Raw genomic sequence first — 19,169 nt, 5'->3', positions numbered from 1 at the left:
AGTGAACCGACCGTCCCGCCGACCGCAGCCCCCCTGCGGTCGGCGGGACGTGCGCTGTTGCGGGTCGTGCGGGCGGTGATCTGGTGGTTCGACTCGATCCTGGGCGGCAACGACTATCAGCGGTATGTCCAGCATCAGCGACTGCGTCACCCGGACACGGCGGTGCCGAGCGAACGCGAGTACTGGCGACAGCGGCACGACGCCTCCGAGCGCAATCCGCAGAATCGGTGCTGTTGAGCGCCCGTCGGGGCTGCTCTCCAGTGCTGATTCACTGACAGCCCGTGCCATGGCCGATTTCCGCCCCTGTGATGGCGGATTTCCGCTAGCGCGGTACGCCGCGGACTGACATCGTGGACAGCGTGAGTGCGAACGACTTGAATTTCGAGCGTTGCTACCGCGCCGTGGCAACCCGGGACTCCCGGTTCGACGGGCAGTTCGTGACAGCGGTGCGCACTACCGGAATCTATTGCCGCCCTTCCTGTCCCGCTATCACCCCGAAACCCGCCAACGTCACCTTCCTACCCACCGCCGCGGCCGCCCAACAGTGCGGATACCGCGCCTGCCGCCGCTGCCTGCCCGACGCCGCTCCCGGGTCACCCCTGTGGAACACCCGCGCCGACCTGGCCTCCCGCGCCATGCGCCTGATCGGCGACGGCGTCATCGAACGCGGCGGCGTGCCCGCCCTGGCCGACGCGCTCGGCTATTCGCAACGCCAGCTCACCCGGGTGCTCACCAGCGAACTCGGCGCCGGACCGCTCGCCCTGGCGCGAGCACACCGCGCGCACACCGCCCGCCTGCTCATCCAGACCACCCGGCTGCCCATGTCGGATATCGCGTTCGCCGCCGGCTTCGCGAGCATCCGGCAGTTCAACGACACCGTGCGCGAGGTGTTCGCCGTCAGCCCCACCACGCTGCGCGAGGAATCGCGCCGCCGCAACGGGGATACGCTGCCCACCACCAACGGCCTGCTGACACTGCGACTTGCGTACCGGGAACCGCTCGACAAGTCCTGGGTGGAATGGTTCCTGGCCGCGCACACCACGCCCGGCCTGGAGTCCTGGGAAGACGGCGTCTACACGCGCAGCCTGCGAACCCCGCACGGGCACACCACGATCCGGCTATCCGTGCAGCCGGGTCACGTGCGGGCCTCACTCACCCTGCACGATATGCGCGACCTGGCCCCGACCGTGGCCCGGCTGCGCCACTTCCTCGACCTCGACGCCGACCCGATCGGCATCGACGAGGCGCTGGCCGCCGGTATGACCGACGGTGCGCTCGACGCGCTGACCCTGTCCCCCGGCATCCGGGTGCCCGGCTGCCTCGACGGCCCGGAACTCCTGCTGCGCACCATGATCGGGCAGCAGATCTCGGTGGCGGCGGCCAACACCCACACCGCCCGCCTGGTGCAGCATCTCGGCGAATCCATCTCCGGGCCCATCCCGCACCTGTTCCCCACCCCCGCCGTCATCGCCGAACGCGGCGCGGAAGTGCTCACCGGCCCGGCCCGGCGGGTGGAGGCGATCGTCTCCGCCGCGCGCGCCCTGGCCACCGGCGACCTGGTCCTGCATTCCGGCCGCACCCCCGCCGACCTGCGCCGCGACCTGCTGGCCCTGGACGGTGTCGGCCCGTGGACCGCCGACTACGTCACCATGCGGCTGCTCGCCGATCCGGACATTCTGCTGCACACCGACCTGGTCGTCCGCCGTGGCGCGAACCTGCTCGGCATCGACCTCACCGATACGGCGCGTTGGTCGCCGTGGCGCTCCTACCTGTCCATGCACCTGTGGAAGCACGCCCTGGCCAACCCCGCACCCACCCCCGACGGCGCCGCCGGCGCCCGGAAAGCGAGAACCTCCCTGTGAACGCCATCGCAGCATCCCCCACCGGTTCGCAATCCGCTTCGACCACAGCCGATTTCAGCACCATCACCACACCCATCGGCCCCTTCACCGCCCTGGTGGACGCCGACGGCGCCGTCCTCGCCTCCGGCTGGACCGCCGACGCCGAAACGCTGCGCCCCCTCATCCACCCCACCCTGCGCCCCGCCGAACTCCGCGAACACACCGACCTCGGCGCCGTCACCAGAGCCGTAACCGCCTACCACACAGGCGATCTCACCGCCATCGACGCCATCACGGTCCGCCAGCTCTCCGGCCCGTTCCTGGTTCACGCCTGGGAAATCCTCCGCAAGATCCCCGCGGGCAACCCCGTCACCTACACCGACTACGCCACCGTCTCCGGCCGCCCCGCCGCCACCCGCGCCGCCGCCAACGCCTGCGCCCGCAACGCCGCCGCCCTCTTCGTCCCCTGCCATCGCGTCATCCGCACCGACGGCACTCTCGGCGGCTTCCGCTGGGGCCTCGACATCAAGCGCTGGCTCATCGCCCACGAAGCCGACTGAACCGGTATAAATCGCCGATGGCCTACACCATCAATCACTTCTCCCAAGCCAATCCGGCCGGTCCCGGACAGGGTGACATCCCACGGCTACTGCGCACGGTCGCGGCCACGATCGAGAGCCTGGGCGACGTGACGGTGAGCGATCTGATCATGCACACCGAAATCACCGCGGACGGCCCCTGGCCGTCGATAACCGTCTACTACGACCAGGCGGCTCCAACGGAGTAGATCGCCTGTGCGTCAGTCGAATCCGCCGGGATACGGATCCACCCGACCGCGTCGACCGACAGCACCGGAACGAGGCCGAGCCCCATTGCCGCCCAGCAGAGCCCAGACAAGACCTTCAGGGCTGCTTCATATCGGTGACGCATCAGGCGACAGTGGTCTCCAGGCGGGAGCCGGTGCGGCCGCGGATCACGTGCAGGCGGCTGGGGATGCGCTGGCGCATTTCGTCCACATGGGAGACGACGCCCACCACCCGGCCGCCGGAGCGGAGTTCGTCGAGGACGCCCATGACGGCGTCGAGGGTGTCGGCGTCGAGGCTGCCGAAGCCCTCGTCGATGAAGAGGGTGTCCATGACCAGGCCACCGGATTCGGCGGAGACCACATCGGCCAGGCCGAGGGCGAGTGCCAGGGAGGCCATGAAGGTTTCGCCGCCGGAGAGGGTTTTGGCGGGGCGGATGGCTCCGGTGTAGTCGTCGCGGATGTCGAGGCCGAGGCCGCCCCGGCGGCCGTGCGAGCCGGCGGCGTCGGTGTGGACGAATTCGTAACGGCCGCCGGACATTCGGCGGAGGCGGACGGAGCCCGCGAGGGCCACCTCTTCGAGGCGGGCCGCGAGGACGTAGGAGCGCAGCGACATGCGGCGGTTGTTCTCGCCACGGCCGGAGACCACGTCGGCGAGGCGGGAGAGTTCGTCGTGGGCCTTCTGCAGGGGGGCGATGCGGTCCACGGCGGCCCACAGCTGGCCGCACAGGTCTTCGAGTTGTTCCACTCGGCGGGCGGCCTCGGCGTGGGCGGCGACCGCGTGTTCCAGCGCCGATTGGGCTTGGGCCGCAGCTGATTCCGCTGCCTGGAGATCGCCGGGCTCGGGGGCGGATCGGATCTCGGGTTCGGCCAGCACCGCCTCCGCGTGCGCACGGGCGCGATCGGCTTCGACCAGCTTCGCTTCGATATCGGCCTGCTGCCGCGCCGTGCGGGAGGCGGCGTCGACGGCGCGGGCGTACTCGGCCAGCACGGTGTAGTCGGGGCCGGACTCGCCCATGACCGGTGGCGCCGATTCGACGAGACCCGCTTCGTACGAGAGCTTTTCGACACGCAGGGCGAGAACGGCGACCTGCTCGCGGGCGGTGGCGGCCTCGGCACGCATCTCCCGGACGGCGGTGGCCGCGGCGACCAGTGCTTCCAATCGGGTGCGGCGGCGGTCGACGGTGCCGTCCGCGCCCGCGGCCGCGCGCAGGCGTTCGGTCAGTTCGGCCAGCCGCCGGTCGGTGGCGACCACGCGTTCCATCGTCGCGCTACCGCGGCTTTCGCACTCACGCAGATCGTCCTGGAGACGGGTTTCCTCGGCGCGCAGCCGCTCGAACTCGGCGGTCAGGCCGTCGACCAGGCTCGCGAGCTTGCGCGCCTCGGCTTGCCGCTGGGCCGAATCATTCAGCGCGGCAGCCAATTCCGCCTTGTCGGCGTCCCCTCCACGTTCGACCAGCACTTCGATGGCCCGCTCCAGCTCTGCCACCCGCTGCCCCGCGCGATCGCGGGCCGCCTCGGCCTTGCGTTCATCCGCCAGCGCCGCGTCCTCGGCATCCTTCGACACGGCCCGTGCGGTCGCCCGTGCGGGCGCGGGATGGTCCTCGGATCCGCACACACCGCACGGCTCCCCCGCCACCAGCGCCACGGCCAACTCGGCGGCCATCCCCGCCAACCGCTGCTCCCGCAGTGCGAGCGTGCGCTCCCGTGCGTCCAGATGCGCCACCCGCGCCGCCTCGAACGCCGCGCCGGCCCGCGCCAGCTCACCGCGCCGCTGCTCCAACTCGATCGCCGCCTTCGCCGCGGTGCGCAACCGCTCGCACTCGGCCTCGACGGCGGCCAGTCCGGCCGCCGCGTCGGTCGACTCGCGCAACCGAACCTGCACGCCCGCAAGCGCTTCGGGCACCGCGTCCCGTCGCCGCCGCAATTCCGTGATTCGCCCCGCCAGCTCGGACTGCTCGGTTCGCAATCGAGCCAGCTCACCGGTGAGGGCGGTGGCCGATTCCGCGTCCGACCGCACCTCGTCCAAGGCGCCGATCTGCGCGCTCCACCCCCGAAGTGCCGCCTCCAGGCCGCGCGGTGCGTGGCGCTCGACCGCATCGCCCGCCCCGGAGGCATCGCCCGGTCGAGGCGTAGCGCCCGGTCGAGGCGCAGCGCCCGGTCCGTTCTCGGCCGCTGCGGGCTCGAGCGCCCCGAGATCGGCGGCGAAGTCTGTGCCGGCGAGTTCTCCGGAAGCGAGATCGAGGGCAGCCCAGCCGGTTCCGTCCAGTTCAGCGCTGGCGGGCTGGAGCAGGCGATCAGCGAGTTGCTCGGCGGCGCGCACGGCGTCGGTCTCCCGGCGGCGGAGGACTGTCGCGGCGGCGCGGGCCTCGGCGAGGGCGGCGGCGACCGGTTCGGCGCGGCGGGCGAGGGCCAGTTCGGCGTCGAGGGCGGCGCGGGTGGCTGCACCGGCGGTGTAGGCGTCGAGTTGGGCGCGGGCGGCGGTGCGGCGGCGGTGCAGGTCGTGCAGGCGGCGCTCGGCTTCGGCGGCGGTGTGGGCTCGGGATGAATTCGTTTGGCACTGTTCGCGTTCGGCGGTGGTGGCCGTCAGCGCGGTGCGGGCGGAGGCGAGCAGGCGCTGGGACCAGTCGACGGATTCGAGGATGCCGGCGGTTTCGGTGGCGGGGAGGCCGGCGGCTACGCCGACCTGGGCGATGAGGCGGTCGATGCTCTGTTTGCGGGAGTCGAGATCGGCTCCGCCCGCGCGGCGCTTGTCGACCAGCCACTGTTCGGCGGTGCCGAAACGTTCGGTGTCGAAGAGCTTTTCGAGGAGCTTCTCGCGTTCCTCGTTGTGGGCGCGCAGGAATCGGGCGAAATCTCCCTGCGGCAGCAGGACGACCTGGAAGAACTGGTCGGCGCTCATGCCGAGCAGGCGCAGCACCTCGTCGCCGATATCGGGGATGCGCGAGAGGTTCTGACCGCGACCGTCCAGCCATTCCAGGGTCGCGGAGGCGTTCTCGCGCACCCAGCCGCTCTTGGCGCGTTTGCTCGGCCGCTGGAATTCGGGGGTGCGGATCAGCCGCAGGCGGCGGCCGCCGATGGTGGCCTCCAGCTGGACGCGAGGCGGGGTCTGGTCGTCGGCGTGATCGGAATGCAGGCGCTTGCTCTCCGCACGTGCTCCGGGCACGCTGCCATACAGCGCGAAGGCGATCGCGTCGAGCACGGTGGTCTTGCCCGCCCCGGTCTGCCCGTGCAGCAGGAACAGGCCGTCGGCCCCGAGTTCGTCGAAGTCCACCACGGCGGTCTCGGCGAACGGACCGAAGGCGGTCAGTTCCAGTCGATGCAGCCGCACGCGGCGCTCCCTTCCCTCTCCGCCACGCCCCATCCAACAACCCGGCGCACACCACTACCCAACGGACACGCCGCAGCGCCCCGCGCGAATCCGCTCATGCGGTCAATCCAGCAGCCGGACCGCCACTTTCGAAGTCGTCGAACAGCCCTGGCGGCTCTTCCGCCGCACCGGCCGCATCGACCGGGCGGGAGTCCGCCGCACTGGCCGCATCGTCTCGTTTCGCGGCACGGACCGCGGCGGAGGCGAAGGAAGCCGAGTCTGCCTCGGCGACCGCTCGGTTCAGGCCGTCCGTCTCCCGGACCGCGGCGGCGAGGGCGCGTTCGACCCAGGTCATCTCACCGGCGGTGGGCGCGCCGCGCACATCGGTGAGGAAGCTGTGCGCGATCTCGGCGTCGCGGCGGCCGTGGACGCGCTCCCGGTAGCGGAGTTCGGGATTGCCTTCGGGGCGTTGCCATTCCACGTGGACGGCATGCGGGAAGCGCTCGCGCAGGCGGCGCAGGGCATCCACCGGGCGGGCATGGTCGGTGAGTGTCGCTGAGACGTAATGGGATTCGGCCCCGGTGTGCTCGGGCGCGGTGAGGAGGGTGTCGAGCTCACCGGTGAGCTGGGACAGGCCGCGCACCACCGGCAGCTCGTGGCGAGTGACCCCGGCGAGACCGGACGCGTCCAGGTCGATGATCCAGACCGCTTTGCGGTGCGAACGCTCGCCGAACGAATACGGCAGGGGGGAACCGGAATAGCGGACCGAATCCGAGAGGGTTTGCGGGGAGTGCAGGTGGCCGAGCGCCACATAGTCGATGCCGTCGAATGCCGACTGCGGCACCGTCTCGACGCCGCCGACGGAAATGGAGCGCTCCGACCCGGTCGCTTCCCCGCCGACGACGAAGGCATGCGCCAGCACCACCGAGCGCAGGCCGGATCGGGCGGCCAGGTCGTGGCGGATCAGGCCCATGGCCGCGTCCAGGATTTCGGCGTGCGAACGCGCCTGGGGCACACCCAGTTCGACGCGGGTGATATCCGGCTCCAGATACGGAATGCCGTAGAAGGCGACCTCTCCGTGCTCGTCCGACAGCAGTACGGGCCGTGCCACGTCCTTGATCGCGCATCGCAGGTGCAAACCGCCCGCGGCCGCGAAAGTGCCCAGCGCTCCCAGCCGGGTGGGTGAATCGTGATTGCCGGAAGTCGCCACAATGGTTGCCCCGGCTGCCCGAATTGCCTCGAATCCCCTATTGCATACGGCGATCGCGTCCGCACTCGGAATGGAGCGGTCGTAGACGTCGCCGGGCAGCACCACCACATCCACCCGTTCGGCGGCCACCAGTTCGGCAACGGCCCGCAGCGAACACTCCTGGTCGGCAAGCAGATCGACACCGTGGAAGGTGCGGCCGATATGCCAGTCGGAGGTGTGCAGGATGCGCATGACTCGAGACGCTAGGCGATCGCTCCGACAAGTCGATCGATAACCCGCGCGCCGAGGCCGAAACACGCCGGTGTATTGCGCGAAGGTCGCCCGGGGAATCGGGTTGGCGCGCCGAATCATTGCCGCCGAGCGGGCTTGGTGACGGACGTAACCGTCACGGCGTGCTTCGCCGGGACACACGACAATCCAGGCGAAAGATGCCGAACGGTTGCTGAATTCACTAGTTTGTCGGTGGCATGCGGCACTATCTGCACTCATGACCGCACCGATGCTGTTTGCGCTGCTGTTGGTGTTCCTCGCCGGGTCGGCCGTGGGCTGGCTCGGGCATGCCGCGCGGGCAGGGCAGCGCGGGGCGATGGCCGAGGCGCGATTAGCGGCCATGCGCGACAACGAGCGGATGCTGCGGCAGTCGCTCAGCGTGGCCAGTGAGGATGCGGCGCGGCGGCAGTCCCATGCCATCGGGACGCTGGTGGAGCCGCTGCGCGAAGCCGTGGGCACGCTGAACCGGCATATCCAGGAGGTCGAGCACAACCGCATCAACGCGTATTCGGGCCTGCGCGAACAGGTTGCGGGCATGCAGCGGATGTCGCATCAGCTGTCCACGCAGACCGGGCAGTTGGTGGCCGCGCTGCGGGCGCCGCAGGTGCGCGGCCGATGGGGTGAGATCCAGTTGGAGCGGGTGGTGGAGCTCGCGGGCATGACCAAGCACTGCGATTTCGACACCCAGGTCACCCGCCGCGCCGGCGTCGACGGCGTGGTGCGGCCGGACATGGTGGTGCGGCTGGCGGGCGGGCGGCAGATCGTGGTGGATTCCAAGGTGCCGTTCTCGGCCTACCTGGACGCCGCGGGCACCGAGGACCCCCGCGAACGCGACGGGCATCTGGCCAAGCACGCCCGGCATCTGCGCAACCATGTCGATCAGCTGGCGGCCAAGGAGTATTGGACGGCCTTCGATCCCGCCCCGGAGTTCGTGGTGCTGTTCGTGCCCGGCGATCCGTTCCTCGACGCCGCGCTCGGCACCGATTCGAATCTGCTCGAGTACGCCTTCTCCCGGAATGTGGTTCTCGCCACGCCCACCACGCTCATGGCTCTGCTGCGCACGGTCGCGCTGGGCTGGCGGCAGGAGGCGCTCACCGCGGATATGGCATTGATCCAGCAACTCGGCCGGGAGCTCTACACCCGGCTCGCCACCACCGGGAAACATCTGGATCGCCTGGGCTCGCAGCTGGGCAAGGCGGTGGACGCCTTCAACCACACGGTGGCGTCGGTGGAATCACGGGTCATGGTGACGGCCCGCAAACTCCACGAACTGGAGATAGCCGACGCGCCCGTACCGGAAATCGGGCGGGTGGAAACGTGGCCGCGCGCGGTTGGATTCGCCGAGAATGTGAACTCGTAGGCAGGGTCTCCGGCAGCCGCGGGTGAGGGTTCCTTCACACCCGCGTGATGTCGTCTACCTCGCAAAGCAGCGCAATGATTTAGTGTGCAGATCGTGGCAGTTACCCAAAACGAGCGAGCCGAGGTGCCCCCGTCGCACCGGTCGATCCTGCCGTCGGTACCGGGCGTCCCGGCCGGAGCGGCAGTGCTGGTTGCGGTGACCTGCACGGTTATCGGTTTCTTCATCGATTCGCAGAGCGGCAATCAGCTCACCAACACCTTCGGCGCGCTGTATGTGATCGGCTGCGTGATCGCGGTGCTGATCGTCCGATACCGCGGTCTGTTCACCACCCTGGTGCAGCCGCCGCTGCTTTTGTTCGTCGCGGTTCCGGTGGCGTATCAGCTCATGCTCGGCGAATCGGGCGGGCTGGGCACCAAGGAGATCCTGCTGAACCTGGTCATCCCACTGGTGAACCGCTTCCCCACGATGGCGCTGGCCACCGTGCTGGTGCTGGCCATCGGGGCGGGCCGGATGGTGCTGCACCGTCGCGAGCAGGAGGCGAACGGCGACGGCGCTCGCAAGCCGCGCGCCCGCACCTCCCGTCCGGCCGCCGCCGCGCGCGGCCAGCGCACCCGCGCCGCCGACGCCAAGGACCCGGCCAGACGACGCTTCCGGAGCAATGCCGACGCCACCCCGGACGCCGAGACCGACGCGGAAGCCACCCCGCGCGCATCCCGGCGCCCCGCCGGCCGGACCGCCGAACGCCCACCGCGCGTGAGCAACCCGAGCCGCTCGGCAACCGACCGCAAGCCCGCCGACCGCCAGCGCGCCGCCACCGACCGCAGCCGCGGCGATCGCCCGGCCACCGAACGCTCGCGCACGGAACGCCCGGCCACGGCCGAACGTCCTGCCGCAGCGGATCGTTCGCGAGGCGACCGCCAGCGCGCCGCCAACCCCGCCGCGGACCGCCAGGCCACCCCGAACCGCAAACCCCCCGCCGAGCGCCGCGCCGCCCCGGCGGGCGAGCGCCGCGCGAACCCGGACCGCGCCGCCAACCCGGTCGCCGAACCCCGTCGCCGCCGCAGCCCCAACGGCGAACTGCCCCCACACCCCCGCCCGAATGTCCGCTACCGCGAACGCGATTCGGGCCGCATCGAACGCTGAGGGCACGGATCCCCGCATACGACGAATCCCCGCACCTGGTGCGGGGATTCGTTCGTTCGAAAGGCTGGTTACTGCCGGGCGGCGCGCAGCTCGCGGGGCAGGGAGAACACCAGGGTCTCGTTGGCGGTGGTCACCGGCTGGACGGTGCCGAAGCCGTGCTGGGCGAGCAGTTCGAGCACGCCCTCGACGAGGATCTCGGGAACCGAGGCGCCGGAGGTGACGCCGACGGTGCCCACGCCCTCGAGCCAGGCGGTGTCGACCTCGCGGGCGTAGTCGACCAGGTGGGCGGCACGAGCGCCCGCGCTCAGCGCGACCTCGACCAGGCGGACCGAGTTGGAGGAGTTGCGCGAACCCACCACGATCACCAGATCGCATTCGGGGGCCATCGCCTTCACCGCGGTCTGCCGGTTGGAGGTGGCGTAGCAGATGTCGTCGCTCGGCGGATCCTGCAGCTTCGGGAACTTCTGCCGCAGGCGCTGCACGGTTTCCATGGTCTCGTCGACCGAGAGCGTGGTCTGGGAGAGCCAGATCACCTTGTTCTCGTCGCGCACGGTGACATTGTCGACCGCGTCGGGGCCGTCCACGAGCTGCACGTGATCGGGGGCCTCACCCGCGGTGCCCTCGACCTCCTCGTGCCCCTCGTGGCCGATGAGCAGGATGTCGAAGTCGTCGCGTGCGAAGCGCTTGGCCTCCTGGTGCACCTTGGTGACCAGCGGGCAGGTGGCGTCGATGGTGTGCAGTTCCCGCGCGGCCGCGGACTCGTGCACCATCGGGGACACGCCGTGCGCGGAGAAGACCACGACCGCGCCGTGCGGCACCTCGTCGGTCTCGTCGACGAAGATCACGCCGCGCTCCCGTAGCGTCTCCACCACGTGCCGGTTGTGCACGATCTCCTTGCGCACATAGAGCGGGGCGCCGTGCTTTTCGAGCGCCTTCTCCACCGTCTCCACCGCGCGATCCACACCGGCGCAGTAGCCACGCGGTTCGGCGAGCAGTACACGTTTCGAGCCGTCGGCGGCACCCGACGGCGACCGGACGATTCCGACGTTCAAAGGGATTGCCGAGGACATGCCCCACAGAATACGTGTGCGGGGTGACGCGCATCGGGGCGGAGGTTGGTATCAGAATCACATTTCGTGAGTTCTCACCTATGCATCACACGGCGTTTCGGGCAGGCTATGGGCATGTTCCGACCTCCGTTCCTGGCCCGGGTCGCCGCCGGGGCTGCTGTCTACGCCCTCGAGGAAACTCGTCGGCTACCGACCACCGCAATCAATTTCCCGATCACCGCCATCAGCCAGATGCTGCAGACGACAATGCATGTGCAGCAGTTCGTGACCAGCCTCGCTCTCAAAGGCGACGCCGTTTTCGACCGTTTGCTGAATCAGCCGGAAGAACAGCCCGCGTGGGCCACCTTCGATGAGGACGAGGAGTTCGAGCAAACTCCCAGCGCCGCTTCGGAATCGGTACGCCAGAGCCGTTTCGACCTCTTTACGGAAGAGGAATCCGCCGTCGAATCGGCCGTGCAGGAGGCTGCCGAACCGGCGAGCGTTGTCGAAGAGCCCGCCGAACCCGTCGCCGAAGAACCTGTCGCCGCCGAGCCCGCCGTCGCGGAACCGCCCGCCGAAACCCTGGCCGCCACGAACGGCCACAGCAACGGCGTCGGCGTCATCGAACCCGAGGTCGCCGCGCGCTTCGGTTACTCGGAGCTGAGCATCGCCCAGCTGCGGGCCCGACTGCGTCAGCTCACCGTCGACGATCTGGCTGCCCTGCTGGATTACGAGCAGAAGACCCTCGATCGCGCGCCGTTCGTCACCATGCTGACGAACCGCATCGCGACAGTGCAGGCCAAGTAACCACACACAGACTTCCGCGCCGGTCGATTCGAGCAGTGGGCTCGAGCCGACCGGCGTCGTCGTTTTCCGGTGGCTTCGCCGATTCGGTCGGTGGCTCCTGACAAGATGGGTTCGGTGAGCACCGAGGAGAAGACGGAGCGGCCGTCGAGTACCGCCGAGAACCCCATGCCGGTGCGCACTGTCGCGGTGAAGGTGGCGCAGTGGATCGATCGGCTGGGCGCGGTCTGGGTGGAGGGGCAGATCACCCAGATGAACGTGCGGCCCGGTACGCGCACGGCGTTCCTGGTGCTGCGCGATACCGCCGCCGATATGTCGCTGTCGGTGACGTGTGATCCGGCGCTGCTGCGGGATTCGGCGGTGCCGCTGCAGGAGGGCAGCCGGGTCGTCGTGTACGGCAAGCTGTCGTTCTTCACCGGGCGCGGCACGGTGTCGTTGCGGGTCACCGAGATTCGGCCCGTCGGTATCGGGGAACTGCTCGCGCGCATCGAGCGGCTCAAGGCGCTGCTGGCCGCCGAGGGGCTGTTCGATCCCCGGTTGAAGCGGCCGATTCCGTTCCTGCCCAATCGGATCGGGCTCATCACCGGACGGGCTTCGGCCGCCGAGCACGATGTGGTGACGGTGGCCACGCAGCGCTGGCCCGCCGTGCGCTTCGAGATCCGCAATACCGCCGTGCAGGGGCCGACCGCGGTGCCGCAGATGCTGGAGGCCATCGCCGCGCTGGACGCGAATCCGGATGTGGATGTGATCGTGCTGGCGCGCGGCGGCGGCAGCGTCGAGGATCTGCTGCCGTTCTCGGACGAGACGCTGTGCCGGGCAATCGTTTCCGCCAAGACGCCGATCGTCAGCGCGATCGGGCACGAACCGGATAATCCGCTCAGCGACTATGTGGCCGATCTGCGCGCGGCCACGCCCACCGATGCCGCCAAGCGCATCGTCCCCGACGCGGCCGCCGAGGCCGCACTGCTGGACGAGCTACGCGAGCGGGCCGCGGCCGCCCTGCGCGGCTGGGTGGATCGGGAATCCCGTGCGCTGCACCAGCTTCGCTCCCGGCCGGTACTGGCGGATCCGCTGCGCCTGCTGGATCAGCGCTACGACGAGGCGGAACGGCTGCGCACCGCCGCGCGCCGCGCCATCGAACATCTGCTCATCCACGAATCCACCGCAGCCCGGCACCTGCGCGAGAAGGTCGCCGCGCTGGGTCCGGCCGCCACCCTCGCGCGCGGATACGCGGTGGTGCAGAAGGTGACCGGCAAGGATCGCGAGGTGGTCCGCTCCATCGAGGACGCCTCGGCCGGCAGCCAGCTCCGTATCCGCGTCGCCGACGGCGCGATCACCGCCGCCGCTCTCGGCACCCAATCCCTCGGCCCCCGAAAGGAATCCGACCCCCGATGACCGACAGCACCGACACCGCCGAAATCGCCACCTTCGGCTACGAGCGCGCCCGTGACGAACTGGTCAATGTGGTGAAGATGCTCGAACAGGGCGGCATGGATCTCGACGACTCGCTCGCCCTGTGGGAGCGCGGCGAAGCCCTCGCCAACCGCTGCGAGGAACACCTCGCGGGAGCCCGCAAGCGCGTGGAAGACGCCCTCGCCCACCGGACTTCCCAGGAGGGCTGAGCGCCCGCCCCGCTGTTTCGTGTCGCGGCGGATTCAGCTCGTGGGCAGGGGCTGTGCCTGGCCGACGGCGGTGGCGAGGGTGGTGAAGGTGGCGTTGTCGCCCGCGCCCCTGATCAGGACGCGGACCGGACCGAAGTCGGTGATCCAGGCGGGTTCGGTGCCCTGTTCGGCGTAGACGACCCATTTCCGGTCGCCGATCTGCTCGGTGCCGGTGGCGTAGCGGGTGCCGATGATTTCGCGGGCGAGGGCGTCCTCGGTGGCATCGGACTGGGTGAGCTGCATGTAGGTGCCCTCGGGCGAGATGTACCCGATGGTGCTCACCTTGCCGCCGCCCGCGCCGTCGATGGTCTTCTTCTTGTTCGCGGAGTTGGGCCGCCACTGGTCGCCCAGCACCGGCATGCGCACCGGGAATCCGAGGGTGCGAGCGTCGAGTTCGAGGGTCGCCTCGGCATCGACACTCGGAATCTGCCCGGGCGTCGGACCGTCCGCGCTGAACGCGCAGGCGCGCGCGACACCGGCGATGAACAGGCAGACCAGCACTAGCGGCAGCAGCGACCAGAACAGGTCCTTGTAATCGTGCTGGGTCCGCGGCTTTTGGTACGACACGACCCCCAGTATCCACGGCCGGGCAGTGCGACCCGACTCACAGTCACGTGTCGCAAGCTTGCGAAAGCCCGGTCACTCGCCGTTCGCTGTGTAAAGAGCCGCGACCTGCGCGTAAGGGAAACGCGTGTACCTGGTTAGCGCCGTTAACAGCAATGCGACAATTTACCCAGCAGTACACGACTTAGGAGGGCATCCGCCATGACCGCATCCAGCCGACGCGAGGCTCCGGACCGTAACCTAGCCCTGGAGTTGGTCCGGGTCACCGAGGCGGGCGCGATGGCCGCCGGCCGCTGGGTCGGCCGCGGCGACAAGGAGGGCGGCGACGGCGCGGCCGTGGACGCCATGCGGCAGCTGGTCGCCACGGTCTCCATGCGCGGCATCGTGGTCATCGGCGAGGGCGAGAAGGACGAAGCGCCCATGCTCTACAACGGTGAGCTCGTCGGCGACGGCACCGGCCCGGAACTCGACTTCGCGGTCGACCCGATCGACGGCACCACCCTCATGTCGAAGGGTTCGGCCGGCGCGATCTCCGTGCTCGCGGTCGCCGAGCGCGGCGCCATGTTCGACCCGTCGGCCGTCTTCTACATGGAGAAGATCGCCGTCGGCCCCGACGCCGCCGATGTCATCGACCTGTCGGCCCCCATCGCGGAGAACCTGCGGCGGGTGGCCAAGGCCAAGAACTCTTCGGTCTCCGACCTGACCGTGTGCGTCCTGGACCGCCCGCGCCACGCGCAGCACATCCAGGAGGTGCGCGACGCCGGCGCTCGCATCCGCCTCATCTCCGACGGTGACGTGGCCGGGGCCATCGCCACCGCCCGCCCGGAGTCCGGCGTGGACATGCTGATCGGCATCGGCGGCACCCCCGAGGGCATCATCGCCGCGGCCGCCATGCGCTGCATGGGCGGCGCCCTGCAGGGCAAGCTGGCCCCGAAGGACGACGAGGAGCGCCAGAAGGCCATCGACGCCGGCCACGATCTGGACCGCATCCTCGGCACCGAGGATCTGGTTTCCGGTGAGGACGTCTTCTTCTCCGCCACCGGCGTCACCGACGGCGATCTGCTGCGCGGCGTCCGCTACTACGGCGGCGGCGCCTACACCCAGTCGATCGTCATGCGCGCCAAGTCCGGCACCGTCCGCATGATCGACGCCTACCACCGCCTCACCAAGCTGCGCGAGTACGCCTCGGTCGACTTCGACGGCGACGACGCCGCCGCCCCGCCGCTGCCCTGATCGGCGAAACCGCCTGACGCCCTGCCGATTCGGCGGGCGGCCGGAAGCCCTCGAACCGCACCGGTTCGGGGGCTTCCCGCATGTCGGGGTTGCGGCACAGACCTTTTCGAGCGCGGGTCTAGGGTCGAGTCCGTGAGTGAGGACCGCATCGATCACGCGACGACGCCCCGGGATCCGGGCTTGCCGGATCGGGCGACCATCGACGCGCTCATCGCGGCCGTCCTGCCGCCGCACCCGACAGGTGGGATCGGTGCGCCACTGCTCCTCTCCCGCCGCCCGGACGGCCCGGTCGCACGCCTCGGACCGTTCGTCGCGAAGGCGCATGCGGCCGACTCCGACATCGCTTCGCTGCGCACCCGGCTGCGTCTCGCCGCACATCCGATGCTCGGCGAAATCCTCTTGCCCCCAGCAGGTTTCGGGTCCGATTGGGCGGTTCTACGATCCGGCCGGCTCATCACGTTCTGGCCGTACGGCACTCCACTGGATCCCGCCGATCACGAGGTCGTTCCATGGGGCAGGGCCGCCGCCCTGCTCGCCCGGCTGCACCGAATTCCGCTGACACACTCGGCGAACGGGACCGCGCTCGTCTCATCGCACGCCGGGCGGGAGAGAACGGCTGCCGCACAGGATCATTCGCGTGCCGACGAGCCGATCCCCGCAGTCGGCCGCCCTGATCGCGTCGAGCGCGCCGTGGACCGGCTGCGCGCAGCGAACGGGGCCGCGAATCCCCGCGCGGCCGAGGTGGTGCAGCGCGCCCATGCCGCCTTGCCACCGTTGGACTTCGGGCGGCCGGTCGCCCATGGGGAACGGCCCTCGGTGCTGGTGCATGGGGACTTTCATCTCGGGCAGTTGGTGTGGACCGACGCCCCCGGCGGGGAGGGGTTGCGGCTCATCGATGTCGACGATCTCGGGGTGGGGGATCCGGTGTGGGATCTGGCGCGGCTGGCCGGATTCTTCGCGGCGGGGATCTTGGATTCGACTGTATGGGAACGGTTTCTCGGCGCATACCGACTGGCCGGTGGGATCGCGGTGCCGGAGCGGGACGAGTGGTCGGTGCTGGATGCTCCGGCGCAGGCGATGGTGGTCCACGCGGCTGCCCTCGGGGTGGCGAAAGCCGGACTCGAGGGCCGAGAACTGGACGAATGGGATGTGGCACTGGTGGATTCGTGTCGCAGGATGACGACTCCCGTATCGTGAAGTTCGCATGTGATTGTTGAATACGGGGAGATGAAGAACGATGAAATGCCCTAAGTGCCATGCGGCTATGCATACGTACAACCGCGCCGGGGTCCATATCGAACAGTGCAGCGGATGCCGGGGGATCTTCCTGGACTACGGCGAGCTCGAAGCCCTGCAGCGGCTCGAGGGCGGCTACCAGCAACCGGGCTACCAGCAGGCCCCGCCGCCGCCCGCCGCACCGGCCTGGGGCGCGCCGACCCATCACCAGACCCCCCACTACGGCCACGGCCACGGCCATCGCCCGCAGCACGGGATCGGCCGGTTGTTCTACTCGTCGTAAACGGATGCGGCGCATCGGCTCGCGCAATCATATTCCCGCGGGCCGTGTGCTCATTCCCTCAGGCGTGGCACCCCCACGCGCTCCGAGGCGGGCATAGGGTCGAATCCATGACCGAGTACCGCATCGAACACGACACCATGGGCGAGGTCCGCGTCCCCGTCGACGCGCTCTGGCGGGCGCAGACGCAGCGCGCGGTGGAGAACTTCCCGATCAGCGGCCGCGGCCTGGAGCGCGCGCAGATCCGCGCGCTCGGCCTGCTGAAGGCGGCCACGGCGACCGTCAACCGCGATCTGGGGCTGCTGGACAAGGCGAAAGCGGACGCCATCATCGCCGCCGCCACCGAGATCGCCGACGGCCGCCACGACGACCAGTTCCCCATCGACGTCTTCCAGACGGGTTCGGGCACCAGCTCGAATATGAACGCCAACGAGGTGATCGCGAGCATCGCCGCCCGTGACGGCGTCACCGTGCACCCCAACGACGATGTGAACATGTCGCAGTCGTCCAACGACACCTTCCCCACCGCAACGCATCTCGCGGCCACCGAGGCCGTGGTGAAGGATCTGGTCCCGGCGCTGGAGCATCTGCGGCTCGCGCTGCTGGACAAGTCCGTGGAGTGGAAGGACGTGGTCAAGTCCGGCCGCACGCATCTGATGGATGCGGTCCCCGTCACCCTCGGTCAGGAGTTCGGCGGCTACACCCGGCAGGTGAGTGCGGGCATCGAACGCCTGCTGGCCACCCTGCCGCGTCTGGGTGAGTTGGCCATCGGCGGCACCGCCGTCGGCACCGGCCTCAATGCCCCCGACGGTTTCGGTGCGAAAGTCGTTGCGGAGCTTGCCCGGCAGACCTCGCTCGACCATCTTTCCGAGGCCCGCGATCACTTCGAGGCGCAGGCCGCACGCGACGGTCTGGTGGAGCTGTCGGGTGCGCTGCGCACCGTCGCCATCAGCCTCACCAAGATCGCCAACGATATCCGCTGGATGGGTTCCGGCCCGCTCACCGGCCTGGCCGAACTCCAGCTGCCCGATCTGCAGCCGGGCTCCTCGATCATGCCGGGCAAGGTGAATCCGGTTCTGCCCGAGGCGGTTACGCAGGTCGCCGCGCAGGTCATCGGCAACGATGCGGCGGTCGCGTGGGGCGGCGGCAACGGCCACTTCGAGCTGAACGTCTACATCCCGGTGATGGCGCGCAATGTGCTGGAGTCGATTCGCCTGCTGGCCAACGTATCCCGCCTGTTCGCGGACAAGTGCGTGGTGGGCCTGGCGGCCAATGTCGAGCATCTGCGGCAGCTGGCCGAATCCTCGCCTTCCATTGTGACGCCGCTGAATTCGGCCATCGGCTACGAGGAGGCGGCGGCCGTCGCGAAGCAGGCGCTGAAGGAAAAGAAGACGATCCGGCAGACCGTCATCGATCGCGGTCTCATCGGCGACAAGCTGTCGCTGGAGGAACTCGACCGCCGCCTGGATGTGCTGTCCATGGCCAACGTGGACGACAAACAGGCCTGACGACAAACACCGATCCCTCGGCTAACGTTCTCCCCCGCAGTATCCGATGCTGAATCTTCAGACGCTGAAGGGGATTTCGTGAGAATTCGGGGTGTCGCCGCCGCAGCGGCGGCGATGGTGGCGCTGCTCGCCGGCTGTTCGTCGGGCAGCGACCACCACCCGGAGGCCGCACCGGCCTCCACCACCACGGTGCCGTCCACCACCACCGCCGCACCCAAGACCACCGTCACGGTGCCCACCGACGACGGGGAACCGGCCGATCCCAGCGAGTACCGGCAGGAGGAGGGCGCGCTCGGCAAACCGGGATACTTCTTCCGGACCCCGAGCGGCAATTTCAGCTGCGCGGTCTTCGACAAGCCGGTGCGCTTCGGCGAGGTGTCGGTGACCGTCGGTTGCCAGGGCACTGCGGCGGCCGTGCCGACCGGGTCCAAGACCTGCCTCGATGCCGAGGGCGTGCCCGCGTTCGGTCTCACCGCGACCGGCGCGGAGTTCACCTGCGCCGCCGGTGACCTGTTCGCCGGGCGCACGGACGCGGGCGTGCTGGAGTACGGCACACATGTGCAGGTCGGCAACCAGATCTGCGCCTCGCACCGGGTCGGGATCACCTGCAGGCAGCTCGATTCCGGGGCGTCGTTCTTCGTCTCGAAGGAAGCCGGCATTCTGAAGAATTGATATCCGCCCGGTCATGGCGTGTTTTTTCCTTTCCGCGAAATATGTGAAACGCATCACGGATTGCTTCCGATTAGCTGAGTGTCCGCAACCAGCGGATGATCCACTGAAAGGAAAGAACAATGCTTACTGGACTCGCCGCCCTTCTCGTTGGCCTCGGCGCATTCGGCGTCATCGCTGCACTGGCCACACTGGGCATCATTCTTTGAATATCGCGGTCGGTGGGTAT

Annotated in this window: 18 protein-coding genes; 14 read left to right on the top strand and 4 right to left on the bottom strand. The window is 69.4% G+C overall.

The features are described from left to right. Positions 1-57 precede the first annotated feature (57 nt). The 4 genes from JK358_RS16735 to JK358_RS16720 all read left to right on the top strand — a co-directional run bounded on the left by JK358_RS16735 (position 58) and on the right by JK358_RS16720 (position 2,628). On the top strand, positions 58-237 hold the full coding sequence (locus JK358_RS16735; RefSeq protein WP_201948920.1) for a YbdD/YjiX family protein: 180 nt from the start codon (positions 58-60) through the stop codon (positions 235-237). A 122-nt stretch (positions 238-359) separates the two neighbouring features. Beyond that, entirely contained in the window at positions 360-1,862 is a 1,503-nt protein-coding gene (locus JK358_RS16730; RefSeq protein WP_201948627.1) for a DNA-3-methyladenine glycosylase 2 family protein, read from the top strand. Beyond that, a complete protein-coding gene (locus JK358_RS16725) occupies positions 1,859-2,401 on the top strand; it encodes a methylated-DNA--[protein]-cysteine S-methyltransferase (protein WP_372440679.1) in 543 nt (180 codons plus the stop codon). The genes JK358_RS16730 and JK358_RS16725 overlap by 4 nt, the downstream gene beginning before the upstream one ends. Positions 2,402-2,418: 17 nt before the next feature. After that, complete coding sequence (locus JK358_RS16720; protein WP_201948626.1) at positions 2,419-2,628, top strand: hypothetical protein; 210 nt, start codon at positions 2,419-2,421, stop codon at positions 2,626-2,628. Positions 2,629-2,770: 142 nt separating this feature from the next. Here the strand turns inward: JK358_RS16720 and JK358_RS16715 are convergent, their stop codons facing one another. Beyond that, a complete protein-coding gene (locus tag JK358_RS16715) occupies positions 2,771-5,974 on the bottom strand; it encodes an AAA family ATPase (protein WP_201948625.1) in 3,204 nt (1,067 codons plus the stop codon). 94 nt (positions 5,975-6,068) lie between these two features. Beyond that, positions 6,069-7,394 carry an exonuclease SbcCD subunit D gene (locus JK358_RS16710; protein ID WP_201948624.1) on the bottom strand — a complete coding sequence of 442 codons (1,326 nt, stop codon included), beginning with the start codon at positions 7,392-7,394 and terminating at the stop codon, positions 6,069-6,071. A 256-nt stretch (positions 7,395-7,650) separates the two neighbouring features. Here JK358_RS16710 and JK358_RS16705 point away from each other — a divergent pair, with 256 nt between their 5' ends. Both JK358_RS16705 and JK358_RS16700 read left to right on the top strand, forming a co-directional pair. Beyond that, positions 7,651-8,793 (top strand): DNA recombination protein RmuC, encoded by a 1,143-nt coding sequence (locus JK358_RS16705; RefSeq protein ID WP_201948623.1) that lies wholly within the window; start codon positions 7,651-7,653, stop codon positions 8,791-8,793. Between the two features lie 93 nt (positions 8,794-8,886). Beyond that, positions 8,887-9,936, top strand: a complete 1,050-nt coding sequence (locus JK358_RS16700; protein ID WP_201948622.1) for a DUF6542 domain-containing protein — start codon at positions 8,887-8,889, stop codon at positions 9,934-9,936. Between the two features lie 68 nt (positions 9,937-10,004). Here JK358_RS16700 and JK358_RS16695 read toward each other — a convergent pair whose 3' ends face one another. Continuing rightward, entirely contained in the window at positions 10,005-11,006 is a 1,002-nt protein-coding gene (locus tag JK358_RS16695; RefSeq protein ID WP_201948621.1) for a 4-hydroxy-3-methylbut-2-enyl diphosphate reductase, read from the bottom strand. A gap of 114 nt (positions 11,007-11,120) precedes the next feature. Between JK358_RS16695 and JK358_RS16690 the strand changes: the two genes are divergently transcribed. The 3 genes from JK358_RS16690 (at position 11,121) to JK358_RS16680 (ending at position 13,411) form a co-directional block, all read left to right on the top strand. After that, positions 11,121-11,792, top strand: a complete 672-nt coding sequence (locus JK358_RS16690; protein ID WP_201948620.1) for a lipid droplet-associated protein — start codon at positions 11,121-11,123, stop codon at positions 11,790-11,792. 105 nt (positions 11,793-11,897) lie between these two features. Continuing rightward, entirely contained in the window at positions 11,898-13,184 is a 1,287-nt protein-coding gene (gene xseA, locus JK358_RS16685) for an exodeoxyribonuclease VII large subunit (RefSeq protein WP_201948918.1), read from the top strand. Next, positions 13,181-13,411, top strand: a complete 231-nt coding sequence (locus tag JK358_RS16680; protein WP_201948619.1) for an exodeoxyribonuclease VII small subunit — start codon at positions 13,181-13,183, stop codon at positions 13,409-13,411. Before xseA ends, JK358_RS16680 begins: the two co-directional genes overlap by 4 nt. A gap of 33 nt (positions 13,412-13,444) precedes the next feature. Here JK358_RS16680 and JK358_RS16675 read toward each other — a convergent pair whose 3' ends face one another. Beyond that, complete coding sequence (locus JK358_RS16675; RefSeq protein WP_201948618.1) at positions 13,445-14,017, bottom strand: DUF4245 domain-containing protein; 573 nt, start codon at positions 14,015-14,017, stop codon at positions 13,445-13,447. Positions 14,018-14,215: 198 nt separating this feature from the next. On the opposite strand from JK358_RS16675, the gene glpX reads away from it, so the two are divergent. From glpX to JK358_RS16650, 5 genes are all read left to right on the top strand, one after another. Then, the gene (glpX, locus tag JK358_RS16670) at positions 14,216-15,247 is read left to right on the top strand and encodes a class II fructose-bisphosphatase (protein ID WP_201948617.1); all 1,032 of its coding nucleotides are present in this window, start codon (positions 14,216-14,218) and stop codon (positions 15,245-15,247) included. Positions 15,248-15,379: 132 nt separating this feature from the next. Next, positions 15,380-16,444: a phosphotransferase family protein gene (locus tag JK358_RS16665; RefSeq protein ID WP_201948616.1), complete on the top strand. Its 1,065-nt coding sequence runs from the start codon at positions 15,380-15,382 to the stop codon at positions 16,442-16,444. Between the two features lie 40 nt (positions 16,445-16,484). Beyond that, positions 16,485-16,766, top strand: a complete 282-nt coding sequence (locus tag JK358_RS16660; RefSeq protein ID WP_201948615.1) for a TFIIB-type zinc ribbon-containing protein — start codon at positions 16,485-16,487, stop codon at positions 16,764-16,766. Between the two features lie 107 nt (positions 16,767-16,873). Then, positions 16,874-18,271, top strand: a complete 1,398-nt coding sequence (locus JK358_RS16655) for a class II fumarate hydratase (RefSeq protein ID WP_201948614.1) — start codon at positions 16,874-16,876, stop codon at positions 18,269-18,271. Positions 18,272-18,349: 78 nt separating this feature from the next. Then, a complete protein-coding gene (locus JK358_RS16650; RefSeq protein ID WP_201948613.1) occupies positions 18,350-18,943 on the top strand; it encodes a hypothetical protein in 594 nt (197 codons plus the stop codon). Positions 18,944-19,169 lie beyond the last annotated feature (226 nt).

It is taken from the genome of Nocardia acididurans (assembly GCF_016741815.1).
GTDB classification, from domain to species: domain Bacteria; phylum Actinomycetota; class Actinomycetes; order Mycobacteriales; family Mycobacteriaceae; genus Nocardia; species Nocardia acididurans.
Note: the sequence above shows the minus strand (reverse complement) of the source record. Positions and strands in the feature narration are given on the sequence as shown.

Bases quoted from the DNA above. Each gene is read 5' to 3' on its own strand.
- JK358_RS16720 (WP_201948626.1), top strand. From the start codon at position 2,419: ATGGCCTACACCATCAATCACTTCTCCCAAGCCAATCCGGCCGGTCCC.
- JK358_RS16710 (WP_201948624.1), bottom strand. From the start codon at position 7,394: ATGCGCATCCTGCACACCTCCGACTGGCATATCGGCCGCACCTTCCAC.
- JK358_RS16705 (WP_201948623.1), top strand. From the start codon at position 7,651: ATGACCGCACCGATGCTGTTTGCGCTGCTGTTGGTGTTCCTCGCCGGG.
- JK358_RS16695 (WP_201948621.1), bottom strand. From the start codon at position 11,006: ATGTCCTCGGCAATCCCTTTGAACGTCGGAATCGTCCGGTCGCCGTCG.
- JK358_RS16690 (WP_201948620.1), top strand. From the start codon at position 11,121: ATGTTCCGACCTCCGTTCCTGGCCCGGGTCGCCGCCGGGGCTGCTGTC.
- xseA (WP_201948918.1), top strand. From the start codon at position 11,898: ATGGGTTCGGTGAGCACCGAGGAGAAGACGGAGCGGCCGTCGAGTACC.
- JK358_RS16680 (WP_201948619.1), top strand. From the start codon at position 13,181: ATGACCGACAGCACCGACACCGCCGAAATCGCCACCTTCGGCTACGAG.
- glpX (WP_201948617.1), top strand. From the start codon at position 14,216: ATGACCGCATCCAGCCGACGCGAGGCTCCGGACCGTAACCTAGCCCTG.
- JK358_RS16660 (WP_201948615.1), top strand. From the start codon at position 16,485: ATGAAATGCCCTAAGTGCCATGCGGCTATGCATACGTACAACCGCGCC.
- JK358_RS16655 (WP_201948614.1), top strand. From the start codon at position 16,874: ATGACCGAGTACCGCATCGAACACGACACCATGGGCGAGGTCCGCGTC.